This is a genomic window from Streptomyces sp. NPDC031379 (genome assembly GCF_055569615.1).
Genome location: NZ_JBVIIT010000027.1, coordinates 89,104 through 109,003, shown reverse-complemented (window position 1 = coordinate 109,003; position 19,900 = coordinate 89,104). Strand labels below are relative to the sequence as shown.

At 72.2% G+C, this 19,900-nt stretch carries 12 protein-coding genes, 1 tRNA gene and 1 riboswitch; of the genes, 11 read left to right on the top strand and 2 right to left on the bottom strand.

The window, feature by feature from the left end:
* Positions 1-44: 44 nt before the first annotated feature.
* The 8 genes from topA to ACZ5CW_RS33285 all read left to right on the top strand — a co-directional run bounded on the left by topA (position 45) and on the right by ACZ5CW_RS33285 (position 12,468).
* Entirely contained in the window at positions 45-2,876 is a 2,832-nt protein-coding gene (gene topA / locus ACZ5CW_RS33320; protein WP_468608034.1) for a type I DNA topoisomerase, read from the top strand.
* A 131-nt stretch (positions 2,877-3,007) separates the two neighbouring features.
* Positions 3,008-6,409, top strand: a complete 3,402-nt coding sequence (gene tmk, locus ACZ5CW_RS33315; RefSeq protein WP_468608032.1) for a dTMP kinase — start codon at positions 3,008-3,010, stop codon at positions 6,407-6,409.
* Between the two features lie 244 nt (positions 6,410-6,653).
* Positions 6,654-7,859 carry a DNA polymerase III subunit delta' gene (locus ACZ5CW_RS33310; protein ID WP_468608030.1) on the top strand — a complete coding sequence of 402 codons (1,206 nt, stop codon included), beginning with the start codon at positions 6,654-6,656 and terminating at the stop codon, positions 7,857-7,859.
* 169 nt (positions 7,860-8,028) lie between these two features.
* The gene (locus ACZ5CW_RS33305; protein WP_468608028.1) at positions 8,029-9,648 is read left to right on the top strand and encodes an alpha/beta hydrolase; all 1,620 of its coding nucleotides are present in this window, start codon (positions 8,029-8,031) and stop codon (positions 9,646-9,648) included.
* Positions 9,649-9,756: 108 nt separating this feature from the next.
* Positions 9,757-9,830: transfer RNA gene (locus tag ACZ5CW_RS33300), tRNA-Thr, on the top strand.
* A 1,238-nt stretch (positions 9,831-11,068) separates the two neighbouring features.
* Positions 11,069-11,695, top strand: a complete 627-nt coding sequence (locus tag ACZ5CW_RS33295; protein ID WP_468608026.1) for a hypothetical protein — start codon at positions 11,069-11,071, stop codon at positions 11,693-11,695.
* A 16-nt stretch (positions 11,696-11,711) separates the two neighbouring features.
* Positions 11,712-12,158: a hypothetical protein gene (locus ACZ5CW_RS33290; RefSeq protein ID WP_468608024.1), complete on the top strand. Its 447-nt coding sequence runs from the start codon at positions 11,712-11,714 to the stop codon at positions 12,156-12,158.
* Positions 12,159-12,240: 82 nt separating this feature from the next.
* On the top strand, positions 12,241-12,468 hold the full coding sequence (locus ACZ5CW_RS33285) for a hypothetical protein (protein ID WP_468608022.1): 228 nt from the start codon (positions 12,241-12,243) through the stop codon (positions 12,466-12,468).
* A gap of 103 nt (positions 12,469-12,571) precedes the next feature.
* On the opposite strand, the gene ACZ5CW_RS33280 is transcribed toward ACZ5CW_RS33285, so the two are convergent.
* Both ACZ5CW_RS33280 and ACZ5CW_RS33275 read right to left on the bottom strand, forming a co-directional pair.
* Positions 12,572-12,988, bottom strand: a complete 417-nt coding sequence (locus tag ACZ5CW_RS33280; RefSeq protein ID WP_468608020.1) for a hypothetical protein — start codon at positions 12,986-12,988, stop codon at positions 12,572-12,574.
* A 149-nt stretch (positions 12,989-13,137) separates the two neighbouring features.
* The gene (locus ACZ5CW_RS33275) at positions 13,138-13,494 is read right to left on the bottom strand and encodes an ArsR/SmtB family transcription factor (RefSeq protein ID WP_468608018.1); all 357 of its coding nucleotides are present in this window, start codon (positions 13,492-13,494) and stop codon (positions 13,138-13,140) included.
* A 79-nt stretch (positions 13,495-13,573) separates the two neighbouring features.
* Positions 13,574-13,761: riboswitch (cobalamin riboswitch) on the top strand.
* 27 nt (positions 13,762-13,788) lie between these two features.
* Here ACZ5CW_RS33275 and nicT point away from each other — a divergent pair.
* From nicT to ACZ5CW_RS33260, 3 genes are all read left to right on the top strand, one after another.
* Entirely contained in the window at positions 13,789-14,898 is a 1,110-nt protein-coding gene (gene nicT, locus ACZ5CW_RS33270) for a Nickel transporter NicT (protein ID WP_468608016.1), read from the top strand.
* Between the two features lie 170 nt (positions 14,899-15,068).
* Positions 15,069-15,962, top strand: coding sequence for a glycosyltransferase family 2 protein (locus ACZ5CW_RS33265; protein WP_468608014.1), 894 nt, complete (start codon positions 15,069-15,071; stop codon positions 15,960-15,962).
* Positions 15,963-16,419: 457 nt separating this feature from the next.
* Positions 16,420-19,884, top strand: coding sequence for an AfsR/SARP family transcriptional regulator (locus ACZ5CW_RS33260; protein WP_468608012.1), 3,465 nt, complete (start codon positions 16,420-16,422; stop codon positions 19,882-19,884).
* Positions 19,885-19,900 lie beyond the last annotated feature (16 nt).

Below are 19,900 nucleotides of genomic sequence, written 5' to 3'. Positions count from 1 at the left end.
AAGGCCTGGGGAGGCCCCAGCGTCGACCGGAGAGAAGAGCCAAGTTGTCCCCGACCAGCGAGACCGCACAGGGCGGCCGCCGACTCGTCATCGTCGAGTCGCCTGCCAAGGCGAAGACGATCAAGGGCTACCTCGGCCCCGGCTACGTAGTCGAAGCGAGCGTCGGGCACATCCGTGACCTTCCCAACGGCGCCGCGGAGGTGCCCGAGAAGTACACCGGCGAGGTCCGCCGCCTCGGTGTGGACGTAGAACACGACTTCGAGCCGATCTATGTCGTCAACGCCGACAAGAAGGCCCAGGTCAAGAAGCTCAAGGACCTGCTGAAGGACTCCGACGAGCTGTTCCTCGCCACCGATGAGGACCGCGAGGGCGAGGCCATCGCGTGGCACCTCCTGGAGGTCCTGAAGCCCAAGGTCCCGGTCAAGCGCATGGTGTTCCACGAGATCACCAAGGACGCGATCCGCGAGGCCGTCGCCAACCCGCGCGACCTGAACCAGCGCATGGTCGACGCCCAGGAGACCCGCCGCATCCTCGACCGCCTCTACGGCTACGAGGTCTCGCCGGTCCTGTGGAAGAAGGTCATGCCGCGGCTGTCGGCCGGCCGTGTCCAGTCCGTCGCGACCCGGCTCGTCGTCGAGCGGGAACGCGAGCGCATCGCCTTTCGTTCCGCTGAGTACTGGGACCTGACGGGCACCTTCTCGACCGGCCGCGCGGGGGATCCGTCGGACCCGTCGTCGCTGGTGGCCCGTCTGCAGACCGTCGACGGCCGGCGGGTCGCGCAGGGCCGCGACTTCGACTCCCTCGGGCAACTCAAGAGCGAGAACACCCTCCACCTCGACGAGGCGAACGCCCGCGCCCTCGCCGCCGCCCTGGAGAACACCCGCTTCTCCGTCCGGTCCGTCGAGTCCAAGCCGTACCGCCGCTCGCCGTACGCCCCGTTCCGTACGACGACGCTGCAGCAGGAGGCGAGCCGCAAACTCGGCTTCGGCGCGAAGGCGACCATGCAGGTCGCGCAGAAGCTGTACGAGAACGGCTACATCACGTACATGCGTACGGACTCCACGACGCTGAGCGACACCGCCGTCGCGGCCGCCCGCGCCCAGGTCACGCAGCTGTACGGCGCCGACTACCTGCCCCCGCAGCCGCGTACCTACGCCGCGAAGGTCAAGAACGCGCAGGAGGCCCACGAGGCGATCCGCCCTTCGGGTGATCGTTTCCGCACTCCTGCCGAGACCGGTCTGACCGGCGACCAGTTCAAGCTCTACGAACTGATCTGGAAGCGGACTGTCGCCTCTCAGATGAAGGACGCGACCGGCAACAGCGTCACCGTGAAGATCGGTGGCACCGCCGCCGACGGCCGGGACGTCGAGTTCAGCGCCTCCGGCAAGACCATCACCTTCCACGGCTTCCTGAAGGCCTACGTGGAGGGCGCCGACGACCCGAACGCCGAGCTGGACGACCGCGAGCGCCGGCTGCCGCAGGTCGGCGAGGGCGACCCGCTGTCCGCCGAGGAGATCACGGTCGACGGCCACGCCACCAAGGCCCCGGCCCGCTACACCGAGGCCTCCCTGGTCAAGGAGCTGGAAGAGCGCGAGATCGGCCGCCCGTCGACGTACGCGTCGATCATCGGCACGATCCTCGACCGTGGCTACGTGTTCAAGAAGGGCACGGCCCTGGTGCCGTCCTTCCTGTCCTTCGCCGTGGTCAACCTCCTGGAGAAGCACTTCGGGCGGCTCGTCGACTACGACTTCACCGCCAAGATGGAGGACGACCTCGACCGGATCGCGGCCGGCGAGGCACAGGCCGTGCCGTGGCTGAAGCGCTTCTACTTCGGCGAGGGCACGGTCACCGGCGCCGCGGCCGACGCCGGCAACGGCGACGGGGACCACCTCGGCGGCCTCAAGGAGCTGGTGACGGACCTGGGCGCGATCGACGCGCGTGAGGTGTCGTCGTTCCCGGTGGGCAACGACATCGTGCTCCGCGTCGGCCGCTACGGCCCGTACATCGAACGCGGCGAGAAGGACACCGAGCAGCACCAGCGCGCCGACATCCCGGCCGATCTCGCGCCGGACGAGCTGACCGTCGAGCTGGCCGAGGAACTGCTGGCCAAGCCCAGTGGTGACTTCGAGCTGGGCGCCGACCCGGCCACCGGCCACCAGATCGTCGCCAAGGACGGCCGCTACGGTCCGTACGTCACGGAGATCCTTCCCGAGGGCACCCCGAAGACCGGCAAGAACGCGGTCAAGCCGCGCACGGCCTCCCTCTTCAAGTCCATGTCGCTGGACACGGTGACCCTGGACGACGCGCTGAAGCTGATGTCGCTGCCGCGTGTCGTCGGCACCGACGCCGACGGTGTGGAGATCACCGCGCAGAACGGCCGCTACGGCCCGTACCTGAAGAAGGGCACGGACTCGCGCTCGCTGCAGGCCGAGGAGCAGCTCTTCACGATCACGCTGGAGGAGGCGCAGGCGATCTACGCCCAGCCGAAGCAGCGCGGTCGCGCCGCCGCCAAGCCGCCGCTGAAGGAACTGGGCGAGGACCCGGTCTCCGGCAAGCCGGTCGTGGTCAAGGACGGTCGTTTCGGCCCGTACGTCACCGACGGCGAGACCAACGCGACCCTCCGTTCCGGTGACAGTGTGGAGGCGATCACCCCGGAGCGCGGCTTCGAACTGCTTGCCGAGAAGCGCGCGAAGGCGCCCGCCAAGAAGACCGTGAAGAAGGCGGCGGCCAAGAAGACGGCCCCGGCGAAGAAGACCGCGGCCAAGAAGACGGCGGCGAAGAAGACGACGGCCGCGGCGAAGAAGACGGCCGCCAAGAAGACCACCGCCAAGAAGGCGACGGCTTCGAAGGCGACGGCTTCCAGCACGGAGGACTGACCCGCCGCCGGCTCGGCGGACCTCCTCCCCGGCTTCGCGAAACGAACGCCCCGGCATCACTTTGGTGTCGGGGCGTGCGCATGACAGGAGGAGCGAGGTGTGGTGTCGGTGGCTGCGGATAGGCTGAACGCATGACGCGAGCCGAGCAGCCAACGGCCCCCACTCCAGCACCGGACGATGCCCTGGTCGCGGACTCCCGCGAGCGCGCCGTCCGTTCCCTGCTGCGCCGACCGCAGTTGCGGCGCCTGTGGAGCGCACAGCTGGTGAGCGGTGTCGGCGACACCCTCGCCCTCCTCGTCCTGGTCGTCCTCGCCCTCCAGGCGGCGATCGCCGAGGGCACGTTCGGCGGCGGCTACCGGGGCGTGGCGTTCGCAGTGGCGACGGTCTTCGCCGCGCGCATCCTCGCCGTGCTTCTCTTCGGCGCGGTCCTCCTCGGCCCGCTCACCGCGCTCACCTCCCAGGAGGGCCCGCTCGACCGCCGGTGGACCATGGTCGGCGCCGACGGCCTGCGTGCCGCGCTGCTGATCGTCGCCCCCCTGTGGATCGACTGGACCCCGGACGACGCGCTCGCCGTCCTGCTGGTCACCACCTTCGTCACCGGTGTCGCCGAGCGGCTGTGGACGGTGTGCCGGGAGAGTGCGGCCCCCGCCCTGCTGCCCGTCCCGCCCCCGGAGGGCGCCACCGTACGGCCGCTGCCGGACCACCTGGACGCCCTGCGCCGCCTCGCGCTGCGCACCAGCTTCCTGGCGGTCCCGCTGGCCGCCGCCGCCCTGGTCGTGGCCGCCCTGCTCAACAACCTGCTGGGCACCGGCGTGGCCTGGTTCGACCAGCACCAGGTGGCCCTCGGGTCGTACGTGGCGGCGGGCCTGTTCGCCGCCTCCCTGTCCGTGCTGACCTTCCTGGAGCTGCCCGACACGCGCACCCCGCGTCCCCGCTCACCGCTGGAGGGCCTGCGCCGCCCGCGCACCGGCGCCGGCGTCGACAAGGGACGTACGGGCGCCGTCCCGCTGCTCGTCCCGGCCTGCGCCGCCGTGGCCGGGGCCATCGCCGCCGCCGTCGCGGTGTGCGTGCTGCACGCCAAGGACCTGGGCGGCGGCCCGGTGCTCTACGGACTGCTGGTGCTGGGCCTGACCGGCGGTGTTGCCGTCGGCATCCGTACGGCTCCCGCACTGCTGCCCTCGCTCTCGCGCCGCCGGCTGCTGGCCCTCGCCATCGCCCTCACCGGCATCGCCCTGCTGGCCGCGGGACTCGTCCCGGACGTCACCACGGTGCTGCTGATCGTCACGCTGGCCGGCGCCGCCGCAGGCGTGGCCGCCAACACGGGGCACGCCCTGCTCGACCAGGAGACCGAGGAGTACCGCCGGGCGCGCACCACCGAGCACCTGCACGCGGTCGTCCGGGTCTTCATAGCGCTCGGCGTCCTCATCGCGCCCCTGGTGGCGGCGCTGATCGGCCCGCACCGGCTGGAGAACGGCAGGTTCGTCTTCGCGCACGGCGGCGCGGCCTTCACGCTGATGCTGGTCGGCGCGCTGCTGCTGCCGGTGGCCGCGCTGGTGCTCGCCAAGGTCGACGACCGTTCCGGCGTGCCGCTGCGCCAGGACCTCAAGGACGCGCTGCTCGGCGGCGACGACCCGGTCACCGTCCCGGCGGCCAGCGGTTTCTTCATCGCCCTGGAGGGCGGCGACGGCGCCGGCAAGTCCACCCAGGCCGAGGCCCTCGCCGAGTGGATCCGCGCCAAGGGCCACGAGGTCGTGCTCACCCGCGAGCCGGGGGCCACCCCGGTCGGCAAGCGGCTGCGCTCGATCCTGCTCGACGTGTCCTCGGCGGGCCTGTCCCACCGCGCGGAGGCGCTGCTGTACGCCGCCGACCGCGCCGAGCACGTCGACACCGTCGTGCGCCCCGCCCTGGAGCGCGGCGCGGTCGTCATCTCCGACCGTTACATCGACTCCTCGGTGGCGTACCAGGGCGCCGGCCGCGATCTGTCCCCGACCGAGATCGCCCGCATCAACCGCTGGGCGACCAACGGGCTGGTCCCGCACCTCACCGTCCTGCTGGACGTCTCCCCGGAGACCGCCCGTGAGCGGTTCACCGAGGCGCCGGACCGGCTGGAGTCCGAGCCGGCGGAGTTCCACGCGCGCGTGCGGGCCGGTTTCCTCACGCTGGCCGCCTCCGACCCCGGCCGCTACCTGGTCGTGGACGCGGGGCAGGAGCCCGAGGGCGTCACCACCGTGATCCGGCACCGGCTGGACACCGTGCTGCCGCTGTCCGAGGCCGAGATCAAGGCCCAGGAGGAGGCACGGAGGAAGGCCGAGGAGGAGGCCCGCCGCAAGGCCGAGGAGGAGGCCGCCCGCAAGGCCGAGGAGGAGCGCCTGGAGCGCGAGCGCCAGGAGCAGCTCGCCAAGCTGCGCGCCGAGGAGGAGGAGCGCAAGCGCCGCGAGCTGGAGGAGGCGCAGCGGCGCGAGGCCGAACGGCAGGCGGAGGAGGCCCGGCAGCGGGCCGAGGAAGCGGCCCGGCGCGCGGAGGAGGAGCGGCAGCGGCTGCTCGCCGAGGAGAAGGCCCGCGCCGAGGAAGAGGCCCGTCGCAGGGTCGAGGAGGAGCGCCGGCGCCGGCAGGCCGAGGAGGAGGCGCGCCTGCGCGCTGAGGAAGAGGCCCGGCAGGCCCGGCTGCGCGCCGAGGAGGAGGCGCGGCGCCTGGAGAAGCAGCGCAAGGCCGAGGAGGCGTTGCTGCGGGCCGAGGAGGCCCGCCGGCAGGCGGCCGAGGCCGCGGCGGCGGCCGACGCGGCGGCCCGCAGGCCCAGCGCTCCCATGCCGTCCGCGCCGGGCGTGGCTCCGGACGCGGCGACGGTGGCGACGCCGGTGGTGTCGCCGGGCGGCCGTGGTGCCGACGAGACGGTCCCGACGCCGGTGGTGTCACCGGGCACACCCGAGGCGGGCACGCCCGCCGGAGGCGGCTCGAAGGCGGGCACGCCCGCCGGGGGCCGGCCGGAGCCGGGCACGGACGAGACGACGGTGCTGCGTCCGGTGCGTGAGGAGCGTGGCGGCCCCGCCGAGGACGTGCAGGGTGCGCCCTCCGAATCCGAGGTGACCGCCGAGCTGCCGCAGCCGTCGGTTCCCTCGGGCGCCGCGGACGAGACGGCGGTGCTTCCGGCGGTGGCTCCGGCGGGCGCGGCGGACGAGACGGCGGTGCTTCCGCCCGTACGGGGTGACGCCCCGGTGGGCGCGGCCGACGAGACGGCCGTACTGCCGCCCGTACGGGGTGACGCCCCGGCGGACCGGGTGCCGCCCGGCTTCTTCCGGGACGAGCGGTCCGCCACCGGTCCCGACGGCTCCCAGGACCGTACGCGCGAGATGCCTCAGATCGATGCCGACGGCACGCCCCGCCGCCGGCCGCGCCCCGACTGGGCCGAGGAGACCCCGCTGGACGACCTGCCGACGCTGGCGGACGAACTGCTGGGGTCGTACGACGAGCAGGGCTACGGCGATCACGACGAGGAACAGGGCCGCAAGGGCCATGGGCGGGGACGGCGCGGCTGAGGGCCGCGCCTGCTCGAGGCCCGCACAGCGGTTGCGCGCACAGTGGTTGTCCGCACAGCGGTTGCTCGCACCACGGGTGCGGACACGAGGCGGCGCCTGTCGCGACGATGACGGGCGCCGCTCGCCCGGCACCGGCGTGACGGCCGCCGCACCCCGCGTCGCAGTGGCACCCGCACACGTTGTCAGTGCGCACCCGCACAATGGATTGCGGAACGCGCAGTGTGACGGAAGGGCGGCGTGACCCATGACCGTGTGGGACGACCTCGTCGGGCAGGAGAAGGTGAGCGCGGTGCTCGACGCCGCCGCGCGGGACGCCGACGCCCTCGTCACCGCCGCCGCGGCCGACGAGCCGCCGCCGGAGGCGTCGAGGATGACGCACGCCTGGCTGTTCACGGGCCCGCCCGGAGCGGGCCGGAATCAGGCGGCCCGGGCCTTCGCCGCGGCCCTGCAGTGCGTGAGCCCCGACCGCGCCCTCGGCGGCTCCCCCGGCTGCGGCTTCTGCGACGGCTGCCACACCGGGCTGCTCGGCACCCACGCGGACGTCACCACGGTCGCCGCGGTCGGCTCCGAGATCCTGGTGAAGGACATGCGGGACACGGTCCGCAAGTCGTTCACCGCCCCGGCGAACGGCCGCTGGCAGGTCATCCTGGTCGAGGACGCCGAGCGGCTGAACGAGAAGTCGGCCAACGCCGTCCTCAAGGCCGTCGAGGAGCCCGCCCCGCGCACGGTCTGGCTGCTGTGCGCCCCCTCCATCGAGGACGTGCTGCCGACCATCCGCTCCCGCTGCCGCCACCTGAACCTGCGCACGCCCTCCGTCGACGCGGTCGCCGACATGCTCGTACGCCGTGACGGCATTGAACCGGAGGTCGCGTCGGCGGCCGCCCGCGCCACCCAGGGGCACGTCGACCGGGCCCGGCGCCTGGCCACCGACCCTGCGGCCCGCGAGCGCCGCGCCGCCGTGCTCAAGCTCCCGCTGCGACTGGACGAGGTCGGTGCCTGCCTCAAGGCGGCCCAGGAACTGGTCGACGCGGCCGCCGAGGACGCCAAGCAGCTCGCCGAGGAGATGGACGGCAAGGAGGCCGAGGAGCTGAAGGCGGCGCTGGGCGCGGCGCAGGGGGGCCGGCTGCCGCGCGGCACGGCGGGCGTGATGAAGGACCTCGAGGACATGCAGAAGCGCCGCAGAACCCGTACGCAGCGCGACAGCCTCGACGTCGCCCTCGGTGACCTCACCGCCTTCTACCGCGACGTCCTCGCCCTTCAGCTGGGCTCCCGCGTGGCGATCGCCAACGCCGACGCCGAGGACGCCCTGGAACGGCTGGCCCGCGCCAGCGCCCCGGAGTCCACGCTCCGTCGTATCGAGGCGATCGCCGCCTGCCGCGAAGCCCTCGACCGCAACGTGGCCCCGCTGCTCGCGGTGGAGGCGATGACGATGGCCCTGCGGGCGGGGTGACTCTGCGGGCGGGGTGAGCGGAATGTCCGGAGGCCGGCGCGGGCGCGGGCGCGGTGACCGGACGCCTGAAGACTTTCCGTGCTCCGCTCGCGCCCCGGTGATGTCCCCCGTACGAGCCACAATCCTCGCGCACCGCGCCCGGTTGATCGCGCAGCGTTACGCTCGCCTGATGCACACCAGGCCATCCCCCAGCCGCCGATCACCCCGCCGGACCCGCCGCGCCCGCTCCCGGACGGCGGCCCGTCTCATGGCCCCGCTCCTCACGGCCGCCGCGCTGCTCGTGACCGCCTGCTCCGCCGGTGGTCCGAGCACCTCGCCGGGCGGGACGGTGGACGCGGGACTGGCCGCACTGCCGCAGTCGACGCCGTCGGCGCTGACGCCGTACTACACGCAGCGTCCGCACTGGCGCAGCTGCGGCGCGCCCGGCTTCCAGTGCGCGACGATCAAGGCTCCGCTGGACTACGCGCGGCCCGGCTCGGGCGACATCCGGCTGGCCATCGCCCGCAAGAAGGCCACCGGCAAGGCCAAGCCACTGGGTTCGCTGCTGGTCAACCCGGGTGGTCCGGGCGGCTCCGCGATCGGTTACCTCCAGCAGTACGCGGGCGTCGGCTACCCGGCGGACGTCCGTGCCCGCTACGACATGGCCGCGGTGGACCCGCGGGGCGTCGCCCGCAGCGAGCCCGTCGAATGCCTCGACGGACGTCAGATGGACGCGTACACGCAGACGGACATGACGCCCGACGACCAGCGGGAGCGGAATGCACTGGCCGCGGCCGACAAGAAGTTCACGGAGAGCTGCGGGGCGCACTCGGCACGGCTGCTCCGGCACGTCTCCACCGTCGACGCGGCACGGGACATGGACATCGTGCGGGCGGTGCTGGGAGACCCGAAGCTGAACTACGTCGGGGCGTCGTACGGCACGTTCCTCGGGGCGACGTACGCCGGTCTGTTCCCGGAGCGGGTCGGACGGATGATCCTGGACGGCGCGATGGATCCCACCCTCGACGCCCGCAAGCTGAACCTGGACCAGACGGCGGGCTTCGAGACGGCCTTCCGTGCCTTCGCGAAGGACTGCGTGCGGCACCCCGACTGCCCGCTCGGCGGCAAGGGCACGACACCCGCCCAGGTCGGCGAGCACCTCAACGCGTTCTTCCGCAAGCTGGACGCCCACCCCATTCCGGCGGGCGACGCGGACGGCCGCAAGCTCGGCGAGTCGCTCGCCACCACAGGCGTGATCGCGGCGATGTACGACGAGGGGACGTGGCCGCAGCTGCGCGCGGCGCTGACCTCGGCGATGCAGGACGACGACGGCGCGGGCCTGCTCGCGCTCGCCGACAGCTACTACGAGCGTGACGCGAGCGGTCGCTACAGCAACCTGATGATGGCCAACGCCGCCGTGAACTGTCTGGACCTGCCGCCGGCCTTCACCGGCCCCGAGCAGGTGGACAAGGCGCTGCCGGAGTTCGAGAAGACGTCCCCGGTCTTCGGTGCCGGCCTCGCCTGGTCCTCGCTGAACTGCGCGTACTGGCCGGTGAAGGCGACGGGCGAACCGCACCGCATCGAGGCCAAGGGCGCGGCGCCGATCGTGGTGGTCGGCACCACCCGGGACCCGGCGACCCCCTACCGCTGGGCGCAGTCGCTGGCCCGCCAGCTCTCCTCGGCCCGCCTGCTGACCTACGTCGGCGACGGCCACACCGCCTACGGACGCGGCAGCACCTGCATCGACACGGCGATCAACACCTACCTGCTCCGCGGCGTCCCGCCGGCCGCCCGAAAGCGCTGCTCATAGCCCCTTCCCCCCGCCCCGGAGTCCGTCGTTCCGGGGCGGGTACGAAGCACCCCCGGAAACTGTGTAGACTTACCGACGTTGCTGATCGCACCATGGTGCGGACAGCGCGCCGCTTTAGCTCAGATGGCCAGAGCAACGCACTCGTAATGCGTAGGTCTCGGGTTCGAATCCCGAAAGCGGCTCCTCCGGAAAGAGCACCTAGGAACGTTCCTAGGTGCTCTTTCGTCGTTCAGCGGACTCTGCGGCGGTGCCGGGCACGGTCCGCGCGGGTGTCCCTGGTCTCGGTTCTGGCCTCGGACGCGAGCCCCGGGCTGGGCGTGAAGTGGTTCCCCGTGCGGCCCCTCGCGTCCTTGGGCAGGCGTCTCGGCTCGTTCAGGATCGTGCCGGCGGTGTGACGGCTCACGTCGTACAGACGGCGATCATCGTCCGGCGGTCAGGGCGCGAGAAGACGACCGGATGTTCTTCCCGCGGCTCCCCGGACGCGGCTCGCATGGGTCGTGCAGCCCGGGGGACAGGGAGCTGGTGGTGGCGGGTCCGGTGCCGGTGCAGCGGCGGGCGGCGGCTGCCGGCATTCCGTCGGCAGGCAATGTCGCCACGAAGGTCTCAGGCCCGGCAAGCCTCGATCCCCCGCTGAATGCCCGCTCGCCAGATCTCACCGGTGGTCGTGACCCGAGCCGCGAGTTGGCGGTATGTCCGCAGGGCGCTCTCCTGTCCGGCCGGCGCCGTGTGGCGACGTGGTACGACCTGCGGGTGCCGATCCCGCCAGTCGAGAAGGGCCGTGATGGCGTCGGCCGATGTGTACCAGCACGCGGACCGGACCTGGCGTTCCAGGTCAGCCGGAAGTCGCAGTGACAGCTTTTCGGGAAATCCTCCGTCCTGAGAACCGGGCCATCGCCCCGGACCGCGGGCTTCCTCCGGGTAATCCGGCCAGGAGCGGTCCCACCCCCGCGATTGCAGTTCGCGCCGCACGCCCAGAGCCGCCAACCGATCTACGGAGTCCAGGAGTTCTCCGCATTCACGGGCTCTGGACAGCTGAAGACGTCGCGCGGCGCGTATAGCTGCGGCTTCACGGCGAGTGAGGCCGACCAGGTCCCATCGCCCGCTGTCCGTAAGCTCCTTGGACCGATTCCTTTCATTGCTCAACAACTGATGCAGCCTCATCCGAGTGCCGTACGGCAAGCGCGCCGTCACAGGCACAGTTCCCTTTGTACGCACGACGCTCATTATGGCGTATTTAGCTTGCAAGTTACGAGCAGTCAAAAAGCAAACCGGTAGCAGAATTGTTTCAGCGTGCGGGTCAACTCACGGCGGTACATGATGTGAACGAGGCGGGCGGTCTGCCCTCTGGGTGACCACCCAATCCGCAGGGAGAGAGGAGAAGGAGATGTCGAATCCTTCCGTCAGGCAGGAGCAGTGGTCAATGCTGACCAATGAGTCAGCGCTGCCGCAGTTCGATTCGATCCGTGCTCACCCGGAGGCGAGGCTGTCCGAACTGCAGCACGCTCTTTCCGCGCAGTACGCGCTCGGCCAGGTGGACGAGATCCCAAGTGCCTTCGGTGTGGAGTTCAGCGCCCAGTTCGAACGGTCGGTGCGTGATCGGGAAAGCGGCGCAGTCGTGGCCCAGTACTCGGCCAGGATGGTGTTCGGCGAGGGGCCGAGTTCAGGGGAGCAGCGGATAGGTTTCATAGCCGCCAGCATCGACACCCGCCCCGCAGTGGACGCCGCCCCCGTGCCGGGAGTGCCGGTGGTGAGGGCCCTCGTCCAGAGGGACGGGAGCTGGCTCAACGCCGAGGAATTCACCGTCGACACGAGCGGGGACCTCGTCGCCGCAGACGGCCTCTGGGATGCCTTCAGAGGCTGTCTCGCGAGCAAGTGCGGCGGCGTCTGCCTGGGTTCGCTGGCCAGTTGCCTCCCGCTGGGCGCCCTGCCCGCGGTGGTCGCCTGCCTGGCAGCCACCTGTGGGCTCTGCGCGGCCCGATGTGCCGCCTGCGTGGCGTGCGATTGCGGCTGGCTGTGCAGCATGGTCACCGGATGCTGCCACACGTGACACGGGAGATCGCGACGTGAGAACCGTCATTCACTGGCTGACCGTGCCGGTCGAACAGCGAGCGGGAAGAGATGGACTGCCGGCGCTGAAATACGATGTTCCTGACGCGATCATCGTTCGCGGCAGCCAGATCGCGTACGTCGGGATCGCCGACGGAGAGGTTGCCGAAAAGCTCCTCGCACACCCGGACGTGGAAATCATGAGCGGTGAGGAAAAAAAACTCATCGAACTCGTTCCGGGTATGTCCGTGGCCTGGGAAAACCTCGAAAGGCAGCTGCCTTCGCTCGGCGCCGGCCACGGGTGGAAGGGTGCGGTCGGCCTGGGTGACGTGATATCGGCCATCACGCGCCGGGCACGCATCCCTGAGTGCGGAAGCTGTGCCCGGCGCCGTAAGGGACTCAACCGCATCACCGTGTGGGGCTGGTGGCGCAACCGGAAGCTGTCCCTGCAGCCCGAAGGGTGACTCGCATGAATGGCGCCTCGCTCGGTCCGGGAGAGGCGCCCCCCTATGGTTCGCGATCAGCGACGAAGGAGTGTGTAGTGCCATGACCGGTAAAGGCAATGAGCAGGTCCCCCTCGACAGGATTCTGACTGTAGAGGAAGGCATCGCCTTCAAGACGCGCTCAGCAGCTCTCGCCGAGGGACAGCGCTGGCGTTGGAACGGAATTTACGCCAACCCCGAGCAGGCCGTCGCCGTCGCCAACGCAAACCCTCCCCAGCAGGCCGGAGAAGTCATATTTACCGCCATCGGGGGCCTGATTCTCTTCTACTAGAATCCGGCTTCACGGACAGGTCGCGTGCACCTGGCCCCGAAAGCGGTTCCATGGAGACCCCAGGTCGGATCACATCCGGCCCGGGGTCTTCTCGGCTCGCGGCTCAGGCGCGGACGTCGTGCCAGGGCGAGCACTCCCGGTAGGTGCTGGTCACGATGCATCCCCGCAGCTTGTACGCCGTGCCCTCGGGGAGGTTGCCGGGGACGATCTTCGTGTAGGGGGAGTCGTGGCCCAGGGTGGAGGCGACGCGGCCGTTGCTGAGTTCCGCCTGGATGCCCAGGCCGTCGGCGTAGACGTCCTTGGCGATGAGGGCGTCGCCCGGGATGTTCGGGGCGGGCTGCGGGTCGGCGTTCCAGCGGGCGTACCCGATCACCGTTCCCTTGGAGTTGTGGATGGTGATGGTGTACGACCCGTCCGGGTCCATGGCGCTGGCGGTGCCGGCCCCGGTGGTGAGCGCCGCGCCGACGAGCATCGCGCCCATGCCGAGGATCGTGCCGACGCGCTTGTGTATCAGGCCCATGTGGTTCCCCTGTTTCCGTGTACTGCGGATCGCCGAGACGCTGCTTCGTTTCACCGGCAGCGGTGACGATCAGTCATGGTCACTCTATAGAAGGGTGGTTGTGCCCCCAGGGGGGTGGGGCCCGGCTGCCCGCGGTGGCCGGTGGCGTGTCAGTCGCGTGCGGCGCAGTGCTTCAGCAGTTCGGAGATCGATTCGTCGACCAGTCGGTAGCGCACGACGCGGCCGTCCTTGCGGCCCTCGACGACGCCCGCGGCCCGCAGCAGGCGCAGCGCCTGGGAGACGGCGGTGTCCCTCATCCCGGTGGCGACGGCGAGGTCGGAGACGGCGATCGGGCCGGCCTCGTGGAGCGCGAGCAGCAGGGACAGGCGTCCGGGATCGGAGAGCAGCGAGAAGCGGTCGGCCCAGGCGCGTACCCGCTCCGGCTCGCCTACGGCGGCGATGGCGTCGCAGACCCGATGGCCGTCGATGGTGCGCTGCCCGGCACGTTCCACGGGGACGAGATGCATGGCCCCATCATCGCAGCCGGCGGCCCTGGCCTCCATATCTGTTCAGTTGTGCAGCCTTGCAGCCGCTACCCACCGCCGCCTAGTGTGAGCGGGCCGTGGTGTTCGGGAAGACCGGTGACAGCCCTCAGGGGCTCAATCCGGAGCGGCCCTCGCCACTGTGATCGGGAAGTTCCCGCCCCCTACACGCCACTGGCCGCACGGCCGGGAAGGCAGGGGCGGGCGCGTCGACCCGTCAGCCAGGAGACCGGCCACGGCATCACGAAGCTGATCCACGAGGTGCTGGAGCGTGAACGCATGACCGTGTCCGAAGGCGTGCCCGAAACGGCCGCCGCCCCGTCCTTCCGCTGGCGCCGCGAGGACACCGTCCGTACCGCGGGTCTCCTGGCCGTGATCGTCGCCCTGCACGTGGTCGCGTTCGGCATCCTGTTCCTGCTCGTGATCCCCCGTCACTACGAGGTCGGCACCAAGGCGTTCGGTCTCGGCCTCGGCATCACGGCGTACACGCTGGGCATGCGGCACGCCTTCGACGCGGACCACATCGCGGCGATCGACAACACCACCCGCAAGCTGATGGCCGACGGCAAGCGGCCGGTGTCGGTGGGCTTCTGGTTCGCGCTGGGGCACTCCAGCGTGGTGGTCGTCATGGCCGCGCTGGTCGCCGGCGGCGCGAAGCTCGCCGGCACCCTGATGAACGACGGCTCGCGGACCCACCAGGTCCTCGGCACCGTCGGCACCACGGTCTCCGGCAGCTTCCTGTACCTCATCGCCGCCCTCAACCTGGTCGCGCTCTTCGGCATTCTGCGGGTGTTCAAGGCGATGCGCGCCGGGCACTACGACGAGGCGGAGCTTGAGGCCCACCTCGACTCCCGCGGCTTCATGAACCGTGTCCTCGGCCGGCTCACCAAGTCCATCCGCCGCCCCGGCCAGATGTTCCCGCTCGGCTTCCTCTTCGGCATCGGCTTCGACACCACGACGGAGGTCCTGCTCCTCGCCCTGGCCGGCAACGGGGCCGCCGCCGGTCTCCCGTGGTACGCCGTGCTGTGCCTGCCGCTGCTGTTCGCGGCCGGCATGAGCCTGTTCGACACCCTCGACGGCACGTTCATGAACTTCGCCTACCAGTGGGCCTTCTCCAACCCGGTGCGGAAGGTGTTCTACAACCTCACCATCACCGGCCTGTCCATCGCGGTGGCCTTCTTCGTCGGCACGATCGAGCTGGTCGGCGTGCTGCACGACAAGCTCGGTCTGCACGACGGCGTCACGGACTGGATCGCAGCCCTGGACCTGGACAACGTGGGCTACGTCATCGTCGGCCTGTTCGTGGTCGTGTGGGCCGTGGCCATCGGGTACTGGCGCCTCGCCAAGGTCGAGGAGCGCTGGGCCGTCCGCGCCACCGACACGAGCTGAGGGGACCGGCCCGCGAGGCCGCTCCTTCGCCGCGGACAAAACCGGAGCAAAGGTGCCGCAAAGTGAAGTGGCGTCAGATGAACCCGCGGACGTGAGGCAACATCTTGGTGAACGGCGGGCGCCGCGCGGTCGAGGCGCGGCGCCGCCGTCGGCCGGATGGGGTGAGGGACGTGGTGGAGCCGAGGATCGCCGTCGCCGTGGTGACCATGGGCAACCGGCCCGCCGAGGTCGACGCCCTGCTGGAGTCCGTGGCCAAGCAGGACCTCGCTCCGGCCCGCATCGTCATCGTCGGAAACGGCTGCCGGCTGCCCGAGTTCGCCCACCGGCTCTCGCTGCCCGGCGAGGTCACCACCATCGACGTGGAGGAGAACCTCGGCTGCCCGGGCGGCCGGAACGTCGCCCTCGCGCGGCTGCGGAAGTACGGGGACGTCGACGTCGTCGTGGAGCTGGACGACGACGGGCTGCTCGTCGACGCCGACGTGCTGCGGCGCGTACGGGACCTGTACGCCGCCGACCCCCGCCTCGGCATCGTCGGTTTCCGGATCGCCGACGAGCACGGCGAGACCCAGCAGCGGCACGTGCCCCGGGTGGGGAAGTCGGACCCGATGCGCGGGGGGTACGTCACCGGGTTCCTCGGCGGCGGGCACGCCCTGCGCATGGCGATGCTGGCCGAGACCGGGGACTGGCCGGCGGAGTTCTTCTTCGCGCACGAGGAGACCGACCTCGCCTGGCGGGCCGCCGACGCCGGCTGGAAGATCCTGTACGCCCCCGAGCTGCTGCTCCGGCACCCCAAGACGTCACCGGCCCGGCACGCCATCTACTACCGGGTCAACGCCCGCAACCGTGTCTGGCTCGTGCGGCGCCGGCTGCCCCTGCCGCTCGCCGCGGTGCACCTGGCGGCGTGGACGCTGCTCACCCTCGCCCGCACCCGCTCGCCGGCGGGGCTGAAGGCATGGTTCGGCGGGTTCCTGGAAGGGGTGCGGGAGCCGGCGGGCGAGCGGCGGCCGATGCGCTGGCGGACGGTGTGGCGGCTCACCCGGCTCGGACGGCCGCCGGTGATCTGAGTCACGCGCGGGGGCTTCGGCGCCTGAACACGGGGGCCGCGAAAGGGAGTCCAGCGGCCACGCAGAAGGAACGGGACGGAGCCCCGGTCGTTCACCTCCGCCGACCGGGGCCCCTTTGCGTCCCCGGATCCAGCCTGCGGCGACACTCCCCCGAGTTACGCGACTTACGCGCGCGCCGTCGGGCCGGATCCGATGGAATGATCACATCAGGATGCGCCAACGGATCGCTAACATGTGGCCAACGGTTCGACGGTGGGACGCGAACCGGTTGGCCGGAAGCCGCCCGGCGGCAGTGGAACAGGCCCTGGGACGGGCGGATCCGGAGCCGGGTGCGGCGAACAGAAGGTGGCGGGAAACCGTTGCGGACAGGGCGGGATTCCGCCAGAGAACGGCGGGCGCGCGCCCGCCGCGGAGCACGGCCGGTCCCGGCCGTGCGGGAAGTCAGTGGGGCGGCGTGATGCGGCGGTACGAGCTGCGGTTCGGGCTGCTGGGACCCCCCGTCCTCTACGACCGGCCGCCGTACGAGATCTCGTACGACACCCCCGAGGGCGCTTCCGCCGAGGTGGACGAGGCGGCCGAAGCCGTCGGAGGCGCCTCCGGCGACACCCTCACCGGTGCCGTGGCCGCGGACGACGCTCCCGACGACGGCGTCCGTGCCATCGGCAGCCCCAAGGTGCGCGTCCTGCTCGCCGCCCTGCTGCTGGAGGCCGGCCGGGTCGTGTCGGTCGAGTCGCTGAAGGACGCCCTGTGGGGTGGGGCGCCACCCGTCTCCGCGCAGGCCTCCCTGCACAACCACGTCACCCGGCTGCGCCGGCTTCTCGACGACCCCGACCGGCTCAGGGCCGTACCGCCGGGGTATCTGCTGCGCGTCGACCACGGCGAGTTGGACGTGCACGTGTTCGACGTGCGGGTGCGAGAGGCGCGTGCCGCGCACGCGCGGCGGGACTGGCCGGGCGTCGTACGGGCCGGCACGGCCGCGCTCGCGCTCTGGCGCGGCGCCCCGCTCAGCGGGCTCCCCACCGACCTGGGCGGCTACGCCCTCGTGCAGCGTCTCGAGGAGGCGCGGCTGCTTCTGCTCGAGTGGCGCTACGACGCCGAACTCGCGCTGGGCGGCGCCCGCTTGGCCGCGCTGATTCCCGAGCTGGCGGCTCTCGTCGCCGAGTATCCGCTGCGCGAGGCCTACCACCGGCAGCTGATGCTCGCCCTGCACCGCACCGGCCGCCAGGCGGAGGCCCTGGCCGTCCACCGTGACCTGCGCGCCCGCCTGGTCGAGGAACTCGGCATCGAGCCCGGCCCGGCGGTCCGCGAAGCGCACGTCGAGGTGCTGCGGGGGAGCGGCGAGGGGCGGCGGCACGAGCAGCACGGTGACCGGCGGGGAGCCACCGAAGGCACCCGGCAGCAGGACCCGGCCGGCCACGTGGGCAGGGCGGGCGCCGCCACGCCCCCCGCGTCCCCGCGCGAAGGCGCCCCCGCCACGCGCCAGATCCCGCGCCCGGCCCAGCTGCCGGCTCCTCCCGCCCACTTCACCGGTCGTGCCGACGTACGCCGGGAGCTGTGCCGGGCGCTGACCGAGCCGCCCGCACCGGCCCCCGCCGTCGCCGTGATCAGCGGTATGGCGGGCGTCGGCAAGAGCGCGCTGGCGCTGCGCGTGGCACATGAAATGAGGGAACGTTTCACCGACGGTCAGCTCTACGTCAACCTGCACGGCGCCACCCCGGGCATGACCCCGCTCACCGCCGTGCAGGCTCTCGCGGCCCTGCTGCGCGACCTCGGTGCAGAGCCCCGCAACATCCCCGAACACCCGGACGCGGCAGCCGCGTTGCTCCGCTCCCTGCTGGCGCCCGCCCGCATCCTGCTGGTGCTGGACGACGCGGCCACCGCGGCCCAGGTACGGCCGTTGCTGCCGGCCGGGCCCGGCTGCGCGGTGATCGTCACCAGCCGTTCGCCGCTGACCGCCCTCGACGGCGCCCGGCGCTTTCCGCTCGGCCCGCTGACCGGCGAGGACAGCGCGGCCCTGCTGCGCGCGGTGAGCGGACGCGAGGGGCTGGACGCCGGTCACGCGCTGGTCGAGCTGACCGGCCGGCTGCCGCTCGCGCTGCGTGTCGTCGCCGCCCGGCTGGCCGCCCGCCGCGCGCTCACCGCGGATGTGCTGGCGGGCCAGCTGGCGGCCACCGGCGGGCGGCTGAACCACCTGGAGTACGACGACCTGAGCGTCCGGCGTTCCCTGGCCGTCGCCCATGACGCGCTCGCCGCCGCCGAGCGCGAGGCCGACCGGGACGCGGCGCTCGCGCTGCGCCACATCGGCGCGCTCGACCTGCCGGCCTACAGCGCCCCGCTGATCGCCCGGCTCACCGGCACCGACGCGCGCCGCGCCGAGGCCGCCCTGGACCGCCTGGTCGACGTCGCCCTGCTGGAGGAGACGGCGTACGGCCGCTACGCCCCGCACGACCTGGTCCGCGACTTCGCCCGTGAACTGGCGGACACGGAGACGGCCGGCGCCGCCGTTCCCCTCGGCACCCTCCCGGCCGCTGTCCCGGGCCACCCCGGCACGCCCACCGGTACGATCCCTGCCCAAGCCCCCGCTCAGGCCGCGCCCTTCCCGGCGAACCCCGCGCCCGACGCTCCGGCACCGGCCACCGGGATCCCCGCCTCTCACCCCGCCCCCTCCGCCCCGGCCGACGCCGCCGCCCCTGGGGTCGACGCCTCCGTTCCGGCTGCCGACGCCGCCGCCCCGCGCCTTGCCCCCTCCGCCCCGGCCGCCGACGCCGCCACCCCCGGGCCCGAGGCCGTCGCCCCCGATCTGGCGGCCCTCCGCTGGTACGCCGCTGTCGCCGAGCGGCTGCTGACGGCGATCGTGGAGCCGGGCCTGGACCAGGACGACCGGCGTCGGCCGACCTCCGCGCAGCCGCCCGAGCATGCCGGCGACGTCGCGGCGCTGTCCTTCTTCGAGTCCGCGGAGGTGGCCTTCGCCTGGGCTCAGGTGGAGTTGGACAACATCGTCACCCTGGTGGCACGGAACGCGGGTACGGCCGACGCACGCCGGGCCGCCCATCTCTCGACGCTCGTACGGCTGTTCTTCCCGTACGTGCAGCGCAGCGGACGGGTCGCCGAGATGGAGGTGCTCGGACGGGCCGCGCTCCAGGCGGCGCGGCGGCTCGGTGACGCGGCGGCCGAGGCGTACGCGCTGGGCGACCTGGCGGGCCTGCACTTCCTGGCCGGCCGGCAGAACGACGCCCTCGCCCTCACCGACCGGGCCCTGGAGATCTGGCGGCGGCTCGGCACGGCCTCCAGGATCCGGCGCTGCCTGAACAACCGCGGGCTGCTGCTGGAAGGGCTGGGACGGTTCGAGGAGTCAGGCGAGGCGCTGCGGCAGAGCCTCGCGTATTCGCGGCGGCTGAACGACCCCTACGGCGAGGCCGTCACCCACAGCCATCTCGGCAACCTCTACGAGCACATCGACCCGCGCGCCGCCATCGAGCAGCACCGGCGCTCGCTGGCGATCGGGGACGCGATCGGCGCCGTGATCGTGCAGCACTCGGCGCACTGCAACATCGGCTACGCGCACCTCACCCTCGGCGAACCGGCCGCCGCCGCCCGGCACTTCGAGGAGAGCCTGCGCATCCTCGGCGACCACGGCGACTGGCACGGCGAGTCCCAGACCCGGCTGGGCCTGGTCCGCGCGCTGCGGGAGCTGGGGGAGAGCGAGCGGGCGGGCGGCGAGTGCGCCGAACTGCTGCACCGGGCGGACGCGCGCGCCGACCGCTACATGGGCGGCCTGGCCCGGCACCAGCACGGGCTGCTGCTGCGCGAGCAGGGACGGCGGGCGGAGGCGTACGACGCCTGGCGCGCGGCCCTCGCGGCGCTGGGCGGGACGGACGAGCAGGCGGTGCTGGCGGAGCTGCGGGAGCTGCTCGCGGCCTGAACCGGCCCGAGGCCTC

What these genes read in the sequence shown, in the direction of transcription:
- tmk (WP_468608032.1), top strand. Translation starts at nt 3,008, where the DNA reads ATGACGCGAGCCGAGCAGCCAACGGCCCCCACTCCAGCACCGGACGAT.
- ACZ5CW_RS33310 (WP_468608030.1), top strand. Translation starts at nt 6,654, where the DNA reads ATGACCGTGTGGGACGACCTCGTCGGGCAGGAGAAGGTGAGCGCGGTG.
- ACZ5CW_RS33305 (WP_468608028.1), top strand. Translation starts at nt 8,029, where the DNA reads ATGCACACCAGGCCATCCCCCAGCCGCCGATCACCCCGCCGGACCCGC.
- ACZ5CW_RS33295 (WP_468608026.1), top strand. Translation starts at nt 11,069, where the DNA reads ATGCTGACCAATGAGTCAGCGCTGCCGCAGTTCGATTCGATCCGTGCT.
- ACZ5CW_RS33285 (WP_468608022.1), top strand. Translation starts at nt 12,241, where the DNA reads ATGACCGGTAAAGGCAATGAGCAGGTCCCCCTCGACAGGATTCTGACT.
- ACZ5CW_RS33280 (WP_468608020.1), bottom strand. Translation starts at nt 12,988, where the DNA reads ATGGGCCTGATACACAAGCGCGTCGGCACGATCCTCGGCATGGGCGCG.
- ACZ5CW_RS33275 (WP_468608018.1), bottom strand. Translation starts at nt 13,494, where the DNA reads ATGCATCTCGTCCCCGTGGAACGTGCCGGGCAGCGCACCATCGACGGC.
- nicT (WP_468608016.1), top strand. Translation starts at nt 13,789, where the DNA reads ATGACCGTGTCCGAAGGCGTGCCCGAAACGGCCGCCGCCCCGTCCTTC.
- ACZ5CW_RS33260 (WP_468608012.1), top strand. Translation starts at nt 16,420, where the DNA reads ATGCGGCGGTACGAGCTGCGGTTCGGGCTGCTGGGACCCCCCGTCCTC.